The following is a 16,666-nucleotide window of genomic DNA, read 5'->3' as shown; positions in this document are numbered from 1 at the left end:
ACATGGCATATGATGTAGTTGTAATCGGCACCGGCCCCGGCGGTTATGTTTGCGCGGTCAAGGCGGCGCAGCTGGGCCTCAAGGTCGCTGTCATCGAAAAGCGCGCGACCTATGGCGGCACCTGCCTCAATGTCGGCTGCATTCCCTCCAAGGCGCTGCTGCACGCGTCCGAAACCTTCGCGCATGTTGCACATGGTGTCGACTCGCTCGGCATCGAAGTTGCAGCGCCCAAGCTGAACCTTGAAAAGATGATGGGTCACAAGGACGGCGTGGTGAAGGCCAATGTCGATGGCGTTGCCTTCCTGTTCAAGAAGAACAAGATCGATGCTTTCCAGGGCACCGGCAAGGTTGTGTCGGCCGGCAAGGTTTCCGTCACCAACGACAAGGGCGAGACACAGGAAATCGAAGCAAAGAATATCGTCATTGCCACGGGTTCTGACGTTGCCGGCATTCCGGGTGTTCAGGTTGATATCGATGAAAGCGTCATCGTGTCCTCCACCGGCGCAATCGCTCTCTCCAAGGTTCCGGAAAAGCTGATCGTTGTCGGCGGCGGCGTCATCGGCCTTGAACTCGGTTCGGTCTGGTCGCGTCTCGGCGCCAAGGTTACCGTCGTCGAATATCTCGACAACATTCTCGGCGGCATGGATGCCGAAGTTTCCAAGCAGGCGCAGCGTCTGCTCGCCAAGCAGGGCCTCGATTTCAAGCTCGGCGCAAAGGTAACGGCTGTTGAAAAGGCCGCTGCCGGCGCCAAGGTCGTGTTCGAGCCGGTCAAGGGCGGCGCTGCCGAGACGCTGGAAGCAAACGTCGTGTTGATCTCCACCGGCCGCAAGCCCTACACCGAAGGTCTCGGCCTCGCCGAAGCCGGCGTGGCGCTCGATAGCCGCGGCCGTGTCGAAATCGATGGACACTTCAAGACCAATGTCGATGGCATCTATGCGATTGGCGACGTGGTGAAGGGCCCGATGCTGGCGCACAAGGCGGAAGACGAGGGTGTTGCGCTTGCGGAAATCCTTGCCGGCCAGCGCGGTCACGTGAATTACGACGTCATTCCGGCAGTCGTTTACACGCAGCCGGAAGTGGCTTCCGTCGGCAAGACCGAAGAGGAACTCAAGGCCGCCGGCGTCGCTTACAAGGTTGGCAAGTTCCCCTTCACCGCCAATGGCCGCGCCCGCGCCATGCAGGTGACGGATGGTTTCGTGAAGATCCTTGCCGACAAGGAAACCGACCGGGTTCTCGGCGGTCACATTGTCGGCTTCGGCGCTGGCGAAATGATCCACGAGATCACCGTACTGATGGAATTTGGCGGTTCCTCGGAAGATCTCGGCCGCACCTGCCATGCGCACCCGACCATGTCGGAAGCCGTGAAGGAAGCGGCGCTGGCAACGTTCTTCAAGCCGATCCACATGTGATCGGCGTTTGAGCCCGACGCTCGAATATTAAATTTCCGTCATCTGCTGAACCCCGGCTTGCCATGCAGGCCGGGGTTTCTCATACTCGCGCTAAAGCCTGTCTAACCTTTTGATAAAAGGCAATAAAATGGCGCATTCCACTCAAGTTTCCTTCTCCATTCCGCAGCGTGTCATCCATTGGACAATGGCGCTTCTGATTTTCTTCAACCTCTTGTTTCCGGATGCCATGGCCCATGCCTACCGGCTGATGCGGCGGGGTGAAACAGTGACGCCAGATCAGATTTCTTCTGCCAATATCCATGCCTATGTCGGCTTCGCCGTGCTGTTTCTTGCGGTACTGCGCCTCTGTCTGCGGCTGATCCAGGGCGTTCCGCCACATCCGCCTGAAGAGCCGCGTTTCGCGCAGATTGCCGCCAAGGTGGCGCATTTTACGCTTTACGCGCTGTTCTTCATCCTGCCACTCTCCGGCATCGCCGCCTATTACTTGGGCGTAGGCGCGGCAGGGGAGCTACACTCCGGCCCGTTCAAGGTGCTGATGTGGGTTTTGATCGCGGGCCATGTCGCGGCTGTCCTTGTTCATCAGTTCTATTGGCGCACCAGTCTCCTCCGGCGCATGACACACGGCTGAGCGGCGGTTTGTCACGTTCCCCCTGCCGCGTAAAAACGGCATGTTTCCCTTGCTGCAAAGGAGCGGCTGGGGATCAAAGATGCCAAATATTGAAGATATATTGCCAGGTGCCGATTGGTACGATTGCTTTCAGGGTGAATTGACAACGCCTGTAACGTCCTCGCTCGATGTGAGCAGGCTTTTTCTGGAGCATCCTCCGGCATGGATCAGCGGCCTGATGTCGCTTCGAAACGGTATCGTTTCGATGGTCGGTTTAAAAACGGTCGAGCTGGCGGCGGGCAGTTCTGCGGGCGGGTTCCCGGTCATCACCTCCACGCCAGAGCGAACAGTCCTCGGCTTTGATGACCACCACCTCGATTTTCGCATCGTCATCGATCTCGAAGATGCGGCAGACCGCCAGCTGGCGAGCGTCACCACCATCGTCAGGCGCAAGAACCTGTTCGGTCGGTTTTATCTTCTTCTCGTTGGTCCGTTTCACCGCCGTATCGTGCCTGCGACGATGCGACCGTTCTGCGCCTCTATCCGGCCCGTCGAAACAGGAACTGTTCCGGTCACTCAACCCGCGTCAGCGTGAAGCCTTTCGCGCGCAGCAGTTCCACGAGGCCTCCTTCGCCCGGCAGGTGCAGCGCGCCGACGGCCATGAAGACATTACCCTTGGCAAGCTCATTGGTGGAGCGGTCCGCCATCACATGGTTGCGATCGGTGATGATGCGCTGTTCGAAAGCGGCGTAGCCCTTATCGTTGTCGGCGGCCTTCTTGGGATCCAGACTTTTCAGCATCGGCATGGTCATGCCGATGTCGCCCGCGACGTAAAGATCGGTCATGGTCGTCATCACGTCATCCATGCGGTCGCCAAGCTCAAGCGTTTCGATAAGCGCCTGCAGATGAAATTCCATCGGCAGTTCGGACATGGCGGTCAGTTGTTCGACCATTGTCTCCAGCCCGACGAGGCGCTTTCCGTTCGCAACCGCATCTTCGGCAAGCTTCTTGTCGAGAAAGGAAAGGCCCGTTGCCTTGCGGGCAAACTCGCAGGCGGGAAGGGCAACGAAGCTCGAGAGCATCCAGGGCTTCATGCGCGACACGGCATTGAGTGGAATGCCGCGCTCCTTCAGGCCCTTTTCGAGGCGCGCGACATTGTCGGGCGGCAGGATGTCGGTGATCGATTTTCCGTCCAGAAACATGGTGAGTTCGGGCTTGCCCAGCAGGGATGCCGCTATTTTCTTGTCATCAAGGATCTCGTCCGATTCGACGATGACAGTCGCTGCCTTCTCAAAGGCGGGGCTGGCGGCGGCCGGCATCTCCAGAACGCGCGGATCGGTCACATGCATGGTGCCGAGAAGATAGGATGGGGCCGTATCTGCCTTTTCGATGCGCCAGAAATTGCCCTTGCCGTTCGGGATCGCGGCCGCTTCCTGTTCGATCTCGGCGAAGGCTTGCGGATCGGTTTTGCGCATCTCTACGAGAATATCGCTGCCCGTGCAGGTGATCTTCCGCTCTGTGGCCCCCGCTTCACTGAGTGACAGCAAGGTCATGAGCAGGATGGCAACGGCGGTGACATGCAGGGCGGCCAGCAGCCAGAGCAGCGCGTCGCCGGTCTTGCCCATCAGGGTGGCGGTGAGATTTTGAGGCTTTATCAGGCTGTGCATCGGTCCAATCCGGTTCTTTTTCGCTTATAGAACGGCGGTTTGGACGTCTGGTTAATGCCTATGGTTAACCATTTCCTGCATCATGCGCGTGGGTGAGCGTTGTCGTAGATCTCCAACAGTCTCGCCGTATCGACGCCGGTATAGACCTGTGTGGTGGAGAGGCTGGCATGGCCGAGTAGTTCCTGAATGGTGCGCAGATCCCCACCGCCGGCCAGAAGGTGGGTGGCGAAGGAATGGCGCAACGCATGCGGGGTGGCGTTTTCCGGCAGGCCGAAAGCGCCGCGCAGCTTCTGCATTTCACGCTGGATGATGGCAGGCTGAAGCTTGCCGCCGCGTGCCCCGAGGAACATCGGTTCGTCCGCCGACATGGCATAGGGGCAGAGCTTTTTGTATGTATCGACCGCTTCCGTCACCACTGCGAGCAGCGGCACGATCCGCGTCTTGTTGCCCTTGCCGGTGATGCGCAGGCTGCGCACGCCGGGTGGGAAATCGGCGGGAGTAAGACCCAGTGCCTCGGAAATGCGCAGGCCACAGCCGTAAAGCAGCGACATGACCGCAGCGTTGCGGGCGGCAATCCAGGGTTCTTCGTTCAACTGTGCCTCGGCCGTGGTGATCTTCAGCGCCTGACGGTCGGTCAGCGGCTTCGGCAGCGATTTCGGCTGTTTTGGCGCGCGCATTGCGGTGGCGCCGGCCGCATTGACGAGTCCCTTTTTCTGCAGGTGTTGCAGTAGCGAGCGCAGGCCCGCCAGATGCCGCCCAAGCGACCGCGCGCCGGCGCCCTCCTTGCGTCTATTGGCCAGAAAGGCGCGAAGATCAACGGGGCGCAGATCGGCAATATCGCTTATGGAGGCTGGTTTGCCGATGTAGCCGGTCAGGAACGTCAGGAACTGACGCGTATCGCGCTCATAGGCCTCGACGGTGTTGTCGGAGAGGCGGCGCTCGCCTGCAAGCGCCGTCAGCCAGGCTTGGCGCTCGGCGAGCAGGTCGGGTTCGGCGAATGTCAGGATTTCGGTCACGCGGCGCTCCATTCCACAATTCGAAACTATGCGCTTATGGTCAGCATTTGGTTAAGAGGTGGACTTTGCGTGGTGCGCCCACTACATCCGGGCGGTTTCCTTTTTCCTGTCGCCGGGGCATGGTCGCCACATCATGGCAAAAGATTCGTCCGATCTGTTTGGGGCTCTGTTCGACCCGCCGTCGCCCACGCGCACGGTGCCCGTTCTTGTGCCCATGCCGGCGCCCGGGCCCTATAGCTACGCTGTGCCTGAAGATATGGTGGTGGAAACTGGTTCCGTCGTTCAGGTGCCGCTTGGCCCCCGGCAGGTGTTCGGCGTGGTGTGGGACGAAACCGGAGAGAAAGCTGTCGATCCGAAGAAGTTGCGGCCCATTACCAAGAGTTTCGAGTGCCCGCCCATGAAGACGGAAATGCGCCGCTTCGTGGACTGGGTCGCCGCCTATACGCTTTCTCCGCCCGGCCTCGTGGCACGCATGGCGTTGCGTGCGCCCGCCGCTTTCGATCCCGAACCGATGATCGAGGGGCTGCGGCTGACCGAAGGTAGGCCGGAGCGCCTGACCCCCGCCCGCGAACGGGTGATGGAGCTGGCGGCCGAAGGGCACGGCTGGACGAAGAGCGGGCTTGCCCACGCTGCAGGCGTTTCGACCAGTGTCATCGACGGGCTTGTCAAACAGGGCGTGTTCGAGACGATATTCCTGCCCGCGCCGCCAGTGGTGCCCGAGCCTGACCCCGATTATGTCGAGCCGCGTCTGGAAGGCCCGCAGAGACAGGCGGCATCGGAGATTCTCGAGGATGTGCGCAAGGGCGGTTTTCACGTCTCGCTCATCGATGGCGTGACCGGCTCCGGCAAGACCGAGGTCTATTTCGAGGCCGTGGCCGAGACGCTCAGGCAAGGCAAGCAGGTCCTCATCCTGCTGCCCGAAATCGCGTTGACGGCGGCGTTTCTGGAGCGTTTCCAGGATCGTTTCGGCGCGAAACCGGCCGAATGGCATTCGGACCTGTCGCCGCGGATGCGCGAAAAGGTCTGGCGGCAGGCGGTGACCGGCGAGGTGAAGGTGGTGGCTGGGGCACGTTCGGCGCTTTTCCTGCCGTTCGACAATCTTGGTCTCATCATTGTCGATGAAGAGCACGACCCCGCTTACAAGCAGGAAGATCGTGTCTTCTATAATGCCCGCGACATGGCGGTGGTGAGGGCGCGTATCGCCGAATTCCCCGTCGTGCTGGTTTCGGCCACGCCTTCGGTGGAAAGCCAGGTCAACGGCAGTTCGGGGCGTTACAACACCATTCACCTGCATACGCGTTTCGGCGATGCGGCAATGCCCGATCTGCATCTTGTCGATATGCGCCGCCATCCGCCGGAAAGGGGAGGGTTTCTGTCACCCGTTCTGCTGCGCGGAATCGGCAAGACGATCGAGAAGGGCGAGCAGGCGCTGCTGTTCCTCAATCGACGCGGTTATGCGCCGCTGACGCTGTGCCGCGTCTGCGGCCATCGTTTTCAGTGCCCACAATGTTCCAGCTGGCTGGTGGAGCATCGTTTCCGCAATCAGTTGCAGTGCCATCAGTGCGGCCATAACGAGCCGACGCCCGACCATTGCCCGGAATGCGGCACCTTCGATCATCTCGTGGCCTGCGGGCCGGGGGTTGAGCGCATCGCCGAAGAGGTGGAGAAACATTTCCCCGATGCCCGCACCATCGTGCTCTCTTCCGATCTCATGGGCGTCAAGCGGTTGCGGTTGGAGCTGGAGGCGATCGTCAAAGGCGAGGCGGATATCGTCATCGGCACGCAGCTCGTCGCCAAGGGGCATAACTTCCCGCTGATGACGCTCGTTGGCATCGTCGATGCCGATCTCGGCCTTGCCAATGGCGACCCGCGTGCGGCGGAGCGAACCTTCCAGCTGCTTTCGCAGGTGACGGGTCGCGCCGGACGGACGGGGCGCAAGAGTCATGGCCTGCTCCAGACCTATCAGCCGCAGCATCCGGTTATGCAGGCGATCGTCTCCGGTGACGCCTCGGCCTTTTACGAGAGGGAGATCGTGGAGCGCGAAAAGGCTGTCCTGCCGCCCTTCGGACGGCTTGCCTCGATCATCGTCTCAGCCGATACGCGCGCAGAGGCGGAGACACATGCGCGTGGATTGCGGGCTGCGGCCCCGCAGGTAACCGGCATCATGCTGCTTGGCCCGGCGGAAGCGCCGCTCGCGCTCATCCGCGGCCGCCATCGCTTCCGGTTGCTGGTGCACGGGCGACGCAACTCCGACATGCAATCGTTCCTGCGAACGCTTCTGGCAAATGGCCCTAAAGAGCGCGGCAGCGTGCATGTTCAGCTGGATATCGATCCGCAAAGTTTCCTTTGAACTTTAGCAAAGAAGGGCTTTTTCCTGCTGTCATGACCGTGTCATAACGCCAGCGGGAAACAGAATGATTTGGGGAACGATATGGAGTTTTATTTTCCGACCGAGTTCGGCGAACAATTGGCCTTCGGCGCGGCGGTGGTATCAGCCATCATCGGGCTGTTTTTCATGTTCGCACCCGGCTTGACGCTTCGCGCTTTCGGTTTGCTGCCCGCCGGCGAACGCCGGGATGGCTATGCGCTGGTGCGCTCGTCGCTTGCCGGCTTTTACCTGGGCCTCGGCGCCGCCGCCCTGCTTCTCGCCCAGCCCATGGTCTATCTCGCCTTCGGTGCGGCATTCGGCCTCAGCGTGTTCGGCGGGATACTCTCCATCCTCTCGGATGGTGGCGCAAGCATGCGGAATCTCTTACTTCTGGTTGTGCATTTTCTGCTCGCCGCACTCTCGTTGAGCTACGTGTTCGGGCTGGTGTGAAGCCGGGTTTTTGCCTTTTGTGCCGCACAGGCACCGCATCCTGAGCGAAATCGGAAAATTTAACGCATTCCCCCTTGCCCAAACGGCGCTTTCCGCTATTACGCGTGTTGCGAGTCCCGGCATCCTATGCTAGACGGACCGCGAAATTGGGAAAAGGCAGGGGGGAATTCCGGTCTTTTTCGGGGAAATTGAAACGATTTCAAGAATTTGATGCGGTGGAGCCCCATCGCTGATGGTCTTGGACGATTAGCAGGGAAAAAGTGCCCGTGGCAGAGACCTCCCAGGGAACATCCGGTGTAGCGGAAAGGTATGCGTCGTCGCTTTTCGAGCTTGCTTTGGAAGCGGGTACGGTCGAAGCGGTTCAGGCCGAACTGGACAAGTTTGGCGCACTTCTCGATGAAAGTGACGATTTGAAGCGTCTGGTTGCGAGCCCGGTGTTCTCCGCCGAGGACCAGTTCAAGGCAATCACCGCTATTTGCGAAAAGGCCGGCATCACCGGTCTTGCCCTGAATTTCCTCAAGGTTGTTGCGAATAACCGCCGTCTCTTCGCCGTTCCCGGCATGATCCGCGCCTACCGCACCATTGCTGCCGCCCACCGCGGCGAAATTACCGCCGAGGTCACCTCGGCACATGCGCTCGACGAGGCGCAGGAAACTGAACTGAAGGCGGCGCTGAAGAGCGTTACCGGCAAGGATGTGGCGGTTTCCGTTACCGTCGATCCCTCGATCCTCGGTGGTCTGATCGTCAAGGTCGGCTCCCGCCAGATCGATACGTCTCTTCGCACCAAACTTTCCACCCTTAAGCTTGCACTGAAAGAGGTTGGCTGATGGATATCCGCGCCGCGGAAATTTCCGCAATTCTGAAAGATCAAATCAAAAATTTCGGCAACGAGGCGGAAGTCTCGGAAGTCGGCCAGGTGCTTTCCGTCGGTGACGGTATTGCTCGCGTTTACGGTCTCGACAATGTTCAGGCTGGTGAAATGGTCGAGTTTCCGGGCGGCATCCGCGGTATGGCGCTCAACCTCGAAGCCGACAATGTCGGTGTGGTTATCTTCGGTTCCGACCGTGACATCAAGGAAGGCGACACCGTAAAGCGGACTGGCGCTATCGTTGACGTTCCCGTTGGTCCGGAACTGCTGGGCCGCGTCGTTGACGCGCTCGGTAATCCGATCGACGGCAAGGGCCCGATCAACGCCGCCAAGCGTTCGCGCGTTGACGTCAAGGCTCCCGGCATCATTCCGCGCAAGTCGGTTCACGAGCCGATGTCGACCGGCCTCAAGGCCATCGATGCGCTCATCCCGGTTGGTCGCGGCCAGCGCGAGCTTGTCATCGGCGACCGCCAGACCGGCAAGACCGCAATCATTCTCGACACGATCCTGAACCAGAAGGCCATTCACGACAATGGTCCTGACGGCGACAAGCTCTATTGCGTCTACGTCGCTATCGGTCAGAAGCGTTCGACCGTCGCCCAGTTCGTGAAGGTTCTGGAAGAGCGCGGCGCGCTGCAGTACTCGATCATCGTTGCTGCGACCGCTTCCGATCCGGCTCCGATGCAGTACCTGGCACCGTTTGCCGGTTGCGCCATGGGCGAATACTTCCGCGACAACGGCAAGCACGCCCTCATCGGTTACGACGACCTTTCCAAGCAGGCCGTTGCTTACCGTCAGATGTCGCTTCTGCTGCGCCGTCCTCCGGGCCGCGAAGCTTATCCGGGCGACGTTTTCTACCTCCACTCCCGTCTTCTCGAGCGCGCTGCAAAGCTCTCCGACGAAATGGGCGCCGGCTCGCTGACAGCTCTGCCTGTCATCGAAACCCAGGGTAACGACGTTTCGGCCTTTATTCCGACTAACGTGATCTCGATCACCGACGGCCAGATCTTCCTTGAAACCGACCTGTTCTATCAGGGTATCCGTCCGGCTGTTAACGTCGGTCTGTCGGTTTCGCGCGTTGGCTCTGCCGCCCAGATCAAGGCGATGAAGCAGGTTGCCGGCTCGATCAAGGGTGAACTCGCCCAGTATCGCGAAATGGCCGCCTTCGCCCAGTTCGGTTCGGACCTCGATGCCTCGACGCAGCGCCTGCTGAACCGCGGTGCACGCCTGACCGAACTTCTGAAGCAGCCGCAGTTCTCGCCGCTCAAGACGGAAGAACAGGTTGCGGTGATCTTCGCCGGCGTCAACGGTTACCTCGACAAGGTTCCGGTCGCACAGGTCGGCAAGTTCGAGCAGGGTCTGCTCTCCTACCTCCGGTCGGAAGGCAAGGCGATCCTCGACACCATCCGCACGGAAAAGGCTATCAGCGACGATACCAAGGGCAAGCTCAAGGGCGCTCTTGATAGTTTCGCCAAGTCTTTCTCTTAAATCAGGGCTCTTTTACTCGGACGGATAACGGATGCCTTCACTAAAGGATCTGAAAAACCGCATTGCCTCCGTAAAGGCGACGCAGAAGATTACCAAGGCGATGAAAATGGTCGCCGCGGCGAAGCTTCGGCGCGCCCAGGAAGCTGCGGAGGCCGCCCGGCCTTATTCTCAGCGCATGAGCGCCGTTCTTGCCAACATCGCGAATGCGGTCGAGGCGGACGTTGCTCCGGCGCTGATGACCGGCACCGGCAAGAACGACGTGCATCTGCTCGTCGTCTGCACGGCTGAGCGTGGTCTTTGCGGCGGTTTCAACTCGCAAATCGCCCGTTTTGCCCGCGATCACGCCCGCAAGCTGATTTCGGAAGGCAAGACGGTCAAGATCATCACGGTCGGCAAGAAGGGTTACGACGCCCTGCGTCGCGAATTTGCAGCCAACATCATCGAGCGCATCGAGCTGCGCGACGTGAAGAAGGTTGGTTTCGAAAATGCCGACCAGATCGCCAAGAAGGTGATCTCGCTCTTCAACGCCGGTGAGTTCGATGTCTGCACGCTGATTTATTCGGAATTCAAGTCCGTCATCAGCCAGATCCCGACCGGCCTGCAGCTCATTCCGGCCGCAACGCCCGTTGTGGAAGAGGATGCCGCGACGCAGAGCGCCGTCTATGAATATGAGCCGGATGCGGCTTCTATTCTGGAAGACCTTATTCCGCGCAACATTTCGGTTCAGGTTTTCCGGGCTCTGCTCGAAAACGTTGCCGGTGAAATGGGCGCCAAGATGAGCGCGATGGATAACGCAACGCGCAATGCCGGTGAGATGATCAACAAGCTGACGCTGTCCTACAACCGTCAGCGTCAGGCTCAGATCACCAAGGAACTCATTGAAATCATTTCGGGCGCGGAAGCGCTCTGAGGTAAGGAAAGAGGGTAAGGATAATGGCTAAGGCAGCTACCCCCAAGAAAACCGCAGCGGTGAACGGCGCGGGCAAGGTTACCCAGGTTATCGGCGCTGTTGTCGACGTGGCGTTCGAAGGCGAACTGCCTCCGATCCTGAACGCGCTCGAAACCGAGAACAACGGCAACCGCCTGGTTCTGGAAGTCGCGCAGCACCTCGGTGAAAACGTCGTTCGCACGATCGCCATGGACTCGACCGAAGGTCTCGTTCGCGGTCAGAGCGTTTCGAACACCGGCGCTCCGATCTCCGTTCCGGTTGGTCCGGAAACGCTCGGCCGTATCATGAACGTCATCGGCGAGCCGGTTGACGAAGCTGGTCCGATCGTGACCGCTTCCAAGCGCGCCATCCATCAGGACGCTCCTGCTTACGTCGAACAGTCGACCGAAGCACAGATCCTCGTCACCGGCATCAAGGTCGTCGACCTTCTGGCTCCTTACGCCAAGGGTGGTAAGATCGGCCTGTTCGGCGGCGCCGGCGTTGGCAAGACCGTTCTCATCATGGAACTCATCAACAACGTTGCCAAGGCACACGGCGGTTACTCGGTATTCGCTGGCGTTGGTGAGCGTACCCGTGAAGGTAACGACCTCTACCACGAAATGATCGAATCGAACGTCAACAAGCTCGGTGGTGGCGAAGGCTCCAAGGCTGCGCTGGTTTACGGCCAGATGAACGAACCGCCGGGCGCCCGCGCTCGCGTCGCTCTGACCGGTCTGACGATCGCTGAAAACTTCCGTGACGAAGGCCAGGACGTTCTGTTCTTCGTGGACAACATCTTCCGCTTCACTCAGGCTGGTTCGGAAGTGTCGGCTCTGCTCGGCCGTATTCCTTCGGCCGTGGGTTATCAGCCGACGCTGGCAACCGACATGGGCCAGATGCAGGAACGCATCACCACCACGACCAAGGGTTCGATCACCTCGGTTCAGGCCATTTACGTCCCCGCCGACGACTTGACCGACCCGGCTCCTGCTACCTCGTTCGCCCACCTGGACGCCACGACGGTTCTGTCGCGCTCGATCGCTGAAAAGGGTATCTACCCGGCCGTTGACCCGCTCGACTCCACCTCGCGCATGCTCGACCCGATGATCGTCGGCGAAGAACACTATGAAGTGGCTCGTAAGGTTCAGTCAACCCTGCAGCGCTACAAGGCTCTTCAGGACATCATCGCCATCCTCGGCATGGACGAACTGTCGGAAGAAGACAAGCTGACGGTTGCCCGCGCCCGTAAGATCGAGCGCTTCCTGTCGCAGCCGTTCTTCGTTGCCGAAGTCTTCACCGGTTCGCCGGGCAAGCTCGTTGCGCTCGAAGACACGATCAAGGGCTTCAAGGGCCTGGTCAACGGTGAATATGACAGCCTGCCGGAAGCTGCCTTCTACATGGTCGGTTCGATGGAAGAAGCCATTGAAAAGGCCAAGAAGCTGGCTGCCGAAGCTGCCTGATCATGAATTGGCGGGCGCGTGGTTCAGCCGCGCGCCTTGCCGACAATGGTGGCGAAACCGATAAGGCTTTGTCAGCGTTGTAACAGACAAGTCCGTGACGCCCGCGTAATTGAAAAGAAGTGAATAGCCATGGCTGACAGTTTCAAATTCGATCTCGTTTCCCCGGAGCGTCTGCTCGTTTCCGAAACGGTTACGGAAGTCGTCATCCCGGCCACGCTGGGTGAAATGACCGTTCTGGCCAACCATGCGCCGACGATGACCACGATCAAGCCGGGTTTGGTAACGGTGAAGTTCGCTTCTGGTGAAACGCATAAATATGTTGTCTTCGGTGGCTTCGCCGATATTCTCCCGACGGGCTGCACGCTTCTTGCCGAATCCGCGGTTTCGGCCGATGACATGTCTCCCGACACGTTGCAGCGTCGCATCGATGCGGCCAAGGCCGAAATCGAAGAAGGCAATCATCACCACGAGCATCTGACGAAGCTTGAAAAGCACCTTTACGAACTGACGAACCTGCATGAGGTTCTCGTCGCTGCTTGAAAGCACCGGGCGGGTTCGAAAGAATGACTGCCCACAAAAAATCCGATCCAGAAAGCGGCCGTCTCGGTCGCTTTTTTTGTTTTGACCTGCTGCTTAACGGGTCAGCGGGTACGATTGCCTTCGTCGTCCTCAGCCTGCCCACATAAGCTTCAAAATCACGTTGACCGGGTTGCATCAATTATCGCCTACGGAACATGAGTCTAGCAAAGGTGCGCTTCAACGATTGCGTTTCAACCGGGCAGCCTCGGAAACCGATTCCGATTTTCAGAGCTTTCGGTTAGATGTGATATCCCGAAGAAATGCTGCTCGGGTGCGCAACACGAAGCAGATTTGGTGATGGAGGAGTGATCGGCGTGTCGGCAAAAGCGAGCTACAGAGGGGTCGCGAGAACCGCGTTGCGGTCAGGGACCCTGATCGAGGGCGATAGAGCGGTGCCCGAGGAAGTGCCGGTTGCTTTTTCCTATGGTGGCAGCACCCATGCCGTGATGATGGCCAGCCCCGCAGATCTTGTCGATTTTGCAGTCGGATTTAGTCTGACGGAAGGCATCATATCCACAGGGGCGGAAATCCGGTCAATCGAGGTGATCGAGGCGGGGCAGGGCTTCGACGTTCAGGTGGATTTGCAGGATGCCAATGCGGATGCGCTCAGGGCGAGACGGCGGCATATGGCAGGCCCTGTCGGCTGCGGTCTTTGTGGCATCGAGTCGATAGAGCAGGCGGTCCGAGTGGTCCCGGTCCTGAGCGGCTCTGAACTCTCCGTCTACGGGGATGATATTGTTGCTGCGATGAAAGCACTGAATGAAGCGCAAAGCCTTAATCGCCAAACGAGAGCGGTTCACGGCGCGGGTTTCTACAATCCTCAAAAGGGGCTGCTTGCTGTTCGTGAAGACGTCGGTCGCCATAATGCGCTCGACAAGCTTGCAGGTGCAGTTGTCAATGCAGGCCTGCCGCCGAATGCCGGCATTGTGGTTGTGACCAGCCGCCTGTCGGTAGAAATGGTCCAAAAGACCGCCATCCTTGGCAGTCCCATTCTGGCGGCGATTTCCGCACCCACCGCGCTCGCCATCGAAACCGCTGAAAGCTCGGGTATCACCCTTGTCGCACTCGTGCGGGGTGAAGATTTTGAGATCTTCACCAGGGCGGATCGTATCATTTTATGACGTAGAGGCCGCCGTTCCCGACGGCCTTCAGACTTCAAAGAGACCCTTAGAACTCCGCCCATTCGGCTGCTGCGTTTCCATGAGACCTTGGTAAAGCAGCATATCGCGGTTGCGGCACCGGCAGCCTGGTGAGGACGGCTGGTTTCTTGTCGACGGGGCGTGCGGGTGACGTGTCGTGCGCGATTCTGAACTGCCGCAGCAATTCATGCAGATTTTCCGCTTCTGTAGCGAGCCCGTGGCTGGCGGCGGTGGTTTCTTCTACCATCGCGGCGTTTTTCTGGGTGGCCTGATCCATAACGTTGACGGCCTGATTGATCTCCCTGAGACCGTTCGCCTGTTCGCGGGATGCTTCAACGATGGCCGAGACATTAGTGTCGATCTCGCCCATCTGCGACTGGATGTCCCGCAGGGCGTCGCCGGTTCTGCCCACCAGATCCACGCCGTTGGAGACCTGCTCGCGAGAGGTGTTGATGAGGGATTTGATCTCCTTGGCGGCAACGGCGGATCGCTGTGCGAGCTCCCGGACCTCCTGTGCGACGACGGCGAACCCCTTGCCCGCTTCCCCGGCGCGCGCTGCTTCGACGCCCGCATTGAGGGCCAAGAGATTGGTCTGGAAAGCGATGTCGTCTATAACGCCAATGATATTGGTGATCTCGCCTGAGGACCTCGAAATCGCATCCATGGCGGAAATTGCCTGCTGAACGATGTCGCCGGAATGCTCGGCATGTTCTCTTGTCCGCAGCACCAGTTTACCGGCCTCACCTGCGCGGTGGCTTGCATCGGTTACGGTGGTGGTGATCTCCTCCAGCGCCGCAGCGGTCTCCTCCAGTGAGGCGGCTTGCTGTTCGGTGCGTTGCGAGAGCTGATCGGCGGCGATGCGGATTTCGCCGGATCCGGATGCGATTGTCGAGGCATTGTGCGCGATTGTCTGCATCGTGGCCTGCAGCTTGGCGACGACCTCGTTGAAATCTGCCCGCAGTTTTTCCATGCTGGGCACGAAGCTGTTGTCGAGGCGTTGTACAAGGTCGCCTTCGGCCAGCGCCCGCAGGGCATCTGCAAGCATGCGAATGGCGCTCATGCGCGGTGTGACGTCGGTGGCAAATTTCACCACCTTCACCACTTTACCGGTTTCATCGACAACCGGATTATAGGCGGCCTGGATCCATATTTCCTTGCCGTTCTTCCCGTAGCGGACAAACTCGTCCGAGATGAATTCGCCTGATGCCAGTCGTTGCCAGAAATTTGCATAGGCGGGCGAGGCGGCATAGGCAGGATCACAGAACATGCGGTGGTGCCTGCCCTCGATTTCCTTGAGGTCATAGTTCACCGCAGCGCAGAAGTTTGGATTGGCGGTGATGATCGTACCGTCAGGAAAGAACTCAATGGTGGCTTGCGAGCGGGAGAGCGCCTCCAGTTTGCCCGCATCTTCCGCGGCCGTGATCTTTTTTGCGGTGATATCTGTTGCGATCTTGACCACTTTATAGGGCTTGCCCGAACGGAAAACCGGGTTGTAGGATGCCTCGATCCAGATCACCGAGCCGTCCTTGCGGATACGGCGAAATTCCCTGGCCTGAAACTCGCCCCGGGCGAGAGAGTCCCAGAATTCCTGATAGGCGCGAGACGCGGCAAGCTCGCTGTCGCAGAATATGCGGTGGTGCTTACCGACGATCTCGGTGAGGTCATAACCCAGTGCCGCGCAGAAATTCTTATTTGCGGTGAGGATATTACCTTTGAGATCGAATTCGATGACCGCCTGCGATCTTGATATCGCATCGAGCATATTTCTACTGTCTACGCTTTTTCCTAACCCCAGCATTACAAGTCCCCCAAAGTCAGCCCACGGCGCGGCAAGCCGCAAAGAAGATGCGGTCCACGCCATATCACGTTGAACACCGAACAGGTTTTGCCGCCGAAGGCAGCAATGCAGGCACTTCTCTATGTTGGCCCTGGGTCAGGTATCGGCCCGCGTATAGGCTTGCCGGCGCGGTACTGATCTATGGCGTTAATATTAGATATCTATAATATTAAAATGTTCTTATTTAATAAAATGCGTGAAAGAAAAAACAAAACCGCCGGCAGGTGCTCCGGCGGTATGGATTGTTCCTTATCATTCTTCAGCGAGGCCTGCGCAGACCTTGTCAGGCCGCGAGATCTTCCGCTTCAGTGCCCTTGAACATTTTCGCAAGGTTCAGGAAGCAGATCATGCCATGTTCGTTGGCGATGATCCCTTCGGAATAGGACTTGTCGAAGGAGGCTGAAATTTCGGGAACCGGCTGGACCTGGTTTGCCGGGATCGTCAGAATGTCTGAAACGCGATCCACCAGCATGCCGATGACCATGTTATGCACTTCGGCCACTACGATTGCGCTGCGCTCATTGGCAACGGTGCTTTTCATGCCGAGTTTGTGAGCCAGATCTATGATCGGGATAACAGAGCCGCGCAGGTTCATGACGCCGATGACGTCTTTCGGTGCGTGGGGAATGGGCGTCGAAGGCGCCCAGCCGCGGATTTCGCGAATGGTCGTCGTCTTCACGCAGAATTCCTGATCATGCAGGCGGAATGCGATGATTTCGAGCGTCTCACCGCCAAAATTGGTAGAGTTAATCATTGCCATCAGAATTCTTCCCAATGCTCGCTGTGGAGGCCGGCGCAAGTGCACCGACACTTGCAATGCGAATTTGGCGTTCTGCCTGGTGCCTGAACA

At 59.0% G+C, this 16,666-nt stretch carries 15 protein-coding genes; 11 read left to right on the top strand and 4 right to left on the bottom strand.

The features are described from left to right. Window positions 1-2: 2 nt before the first annotated feature. The 3 genes from lpdA (at window position 3) to ACZ47E_RS11215 (ending at window position 2,611) form a co-directional block, all read left to right on the top strand. Window positions 3-1,409, top strand: a complete 1,407-nt coding sequence (gene lpdA, locus ACZ47E_RS11225) for a dihydrolipoyl dehydrogenase (protein WP_107340320.1) — start codon at window positions 3-5, stop codon at window positions 1,407-1,409. 127 nt (window positions 1,410-1,536) lie between these two features. Then, complete coding sequence (locus ACZ47E_RS11220; RefSeq protein WP_006698226.1) at window positions 1,537-2,037, top strand: cytochrome b; 501 nt, start codon at window positions 1,537-1,539, stop codon at window positions 2,035-2,037. 79 nt (window positions 2,038-2,116) lie between these two features. Then, window positions 2,117-2,611, top strand: a complete 495-nt coding sequence (locus tag ACZ47E_RS11215; RefSeq protein WP_006698225.1) for a DUF2867 domain-containing protein — start codon at window positions 2,117-2,119, stop codon at window positions 2,609-2,611. On the opposite strand, the gene ACZ47E_RS11210 is transcribed toward ACZ47E_RS11215, so the two are convergent. After that, on the bottom strand, window positions 2,589-3,683 hold the full coding sequence (locus ACZ47E_RS11210) for a TraB/GumN family protein (RefSeq protein ID WP_278067048.1): 1,095 nt from the start codon (window positions 3,681-3,683) through the stop codon (window positions 2,589-2,591). The genes ACZ47E_RS11215 and ACZ47E_RS11210 overlap by 23 nt on opposite strands. Window positions 3,684-3,763: 80 nt before the next feature. Next, window positions 3,764-4,711 (bottom strand): tyrosine recombinase XerC, encoded by a 948-nt coding sequence (locus ACZ47E_RS11205; RefSeq protein ID WP_278067047.1) that lies wholly within the window; start codon window positions 4,709-4,711, stop codon window positions 3,764-3,766. 121 nt (window positions 4,712-4,832) lie between these two features. On the opposite strand from ACZ47E_RS11205, the gene ACZ47E_RS11200 reads away from it, so the two are divergent. The 8 genes from ACZ47E_RS11200 (at window position 4,833) to fdhD (ending at window position 13,961) form a co-directional block, all read left to right on the top strand. Beyond that, window positions 4,833-7,049, top strand: a complete 2,217-nt coding sequence (locus tag ACZ47E_RS11200; RefSeq protein WP_022556933.1) for a primosomal protein N' — start codon at window positions 4,833-4,835, stop codon at window positions 7,047-7,049. 81 nt (window positions 7,050-7,130) lie between these two features. Then, complete coding sequence (locus ACZ47E_RS11195) at window positions 7,131-7,517, top strand: AGROH133_08824 family phage infection protein (RefSeq protein ID WP_035210277.1); 387 nt, start codon at window positions 7,131-7,133, stop codon at window positions 7,515-7,517. 260 nt (window positions 7,518-7,777) lie between these two features. Beyond that, window positions 7,778-8,344 (top strand): F0F1 ATP synthase subunit delta, encoded by a 567-nt coding sequence (locus ACZ47E_RS11190; RefSeq protein WP_004443773.1) that lies wholly within the window; start codon window positions 7,778-7,780, stop codon window positions 8,342-8,344. Further along, entirely contained in the window at window positions 8,344-9,873 is a 1,530-nt protein-coding gene (atpA, locus tag ACZ47E_RS11185; RefSeq protein ID WP_004443771.1) for a F0F1 ATP synthase subunit alpha, read from the top strand. Before ACZ47E_RS11190 ends, atpA begins: the two co-directional genes overlap by 1 nt. Before the next feature lie 31 nt (window positions 9,874-9,904). Further along, window positions 9,905-10,783: a F0F1 ATP synthase subunit gamma gene (locus ACZ47E_RS11180; protein ID WP_037090230.1), complete on the top strand. Its 879-nt coding sequence runs from the start codon at window positions 9,905-9,907 to the stop codon at window positions 10,781-10,783. A 23-nt stretch (window positions 10,784-10,806) separates the two neighbouring features. Continuing rightward, window positions 10,807-12,261, top strand: a complete 1,455-nt coding sequence (gene atpD / locus ACZ47E_RS11175) for a F0F1 ATP synthase subunit beta (protein ID WP_004443768.1) — start codon at window positions 10,807-10,809, stop codon at window positions 12,259-12,261. A 129-nt stretch (window positions 12,262-12,390) separates the two neighbouring features. Beyond that, window positions 12,391-12,801: a F0F1 ATP synthase subunit epsilon gene (locus tag ACZ47E_RS11170; RefSeq protein WP_004443766.1), complete on the top strand. Its 411-nt coding sequence runs from the start codon at window positions 12,391-12,393 to the stop codon at window positions 12,799-12,801. A 344-nt stretch (window positions 12,802-13,145) separates the two neighbouring features. Then, on the top strand, window positions 13,146-13,961 hold the full coding sequence (fdhD, locus tag ACZ47E_RS11165) for a formate dehydrogenase accessory sulfurtransferase FdhD (protein ID WP_081950524.1): 816 nt from the start codon (window positions 13,146-13,148) through the stop codon (window positions 13,959-13,961). Window positions 13,962-14,007: 46 nt separating this feature from the next. Here the strand turns inward: fdhD and ACZ47E_RS11160 are convergent, their stop codons facing one another. Then, entirely contained in the window at window positions 14,008-15,777 is a 1,770-nt protein-coding gene (locus tag ACZ47E_RS11160) for a methyl-accepting chemotaxis protein (RefSeq protein WP_278067046.1), read from the bottom strand. Window positions 15,778-16,099: 322 nt separating this feature from the next. Then, window positions 16,100-16,576, bottom strand: coding sequence for a chemotaxis protein CheW (locus tag ACZ47E_RS11155; RefSeq protein ID WP_003504949.1), 477 nt, complete (start codon window positions 16,574-16,576; stop codon window positions 16,100-16,102). Window positions 16,577-16,666 lie beyond the last annotated feature (90 nt).

Source organism: Agrobacterium sp. 5Ca39 (assembly GCF_055382365.1).
The sequence above is the reverse complement of the archived record's forward strand: the minus strand, read 5'-3'. Positions and strand labels throughout refer to the sequence as shown.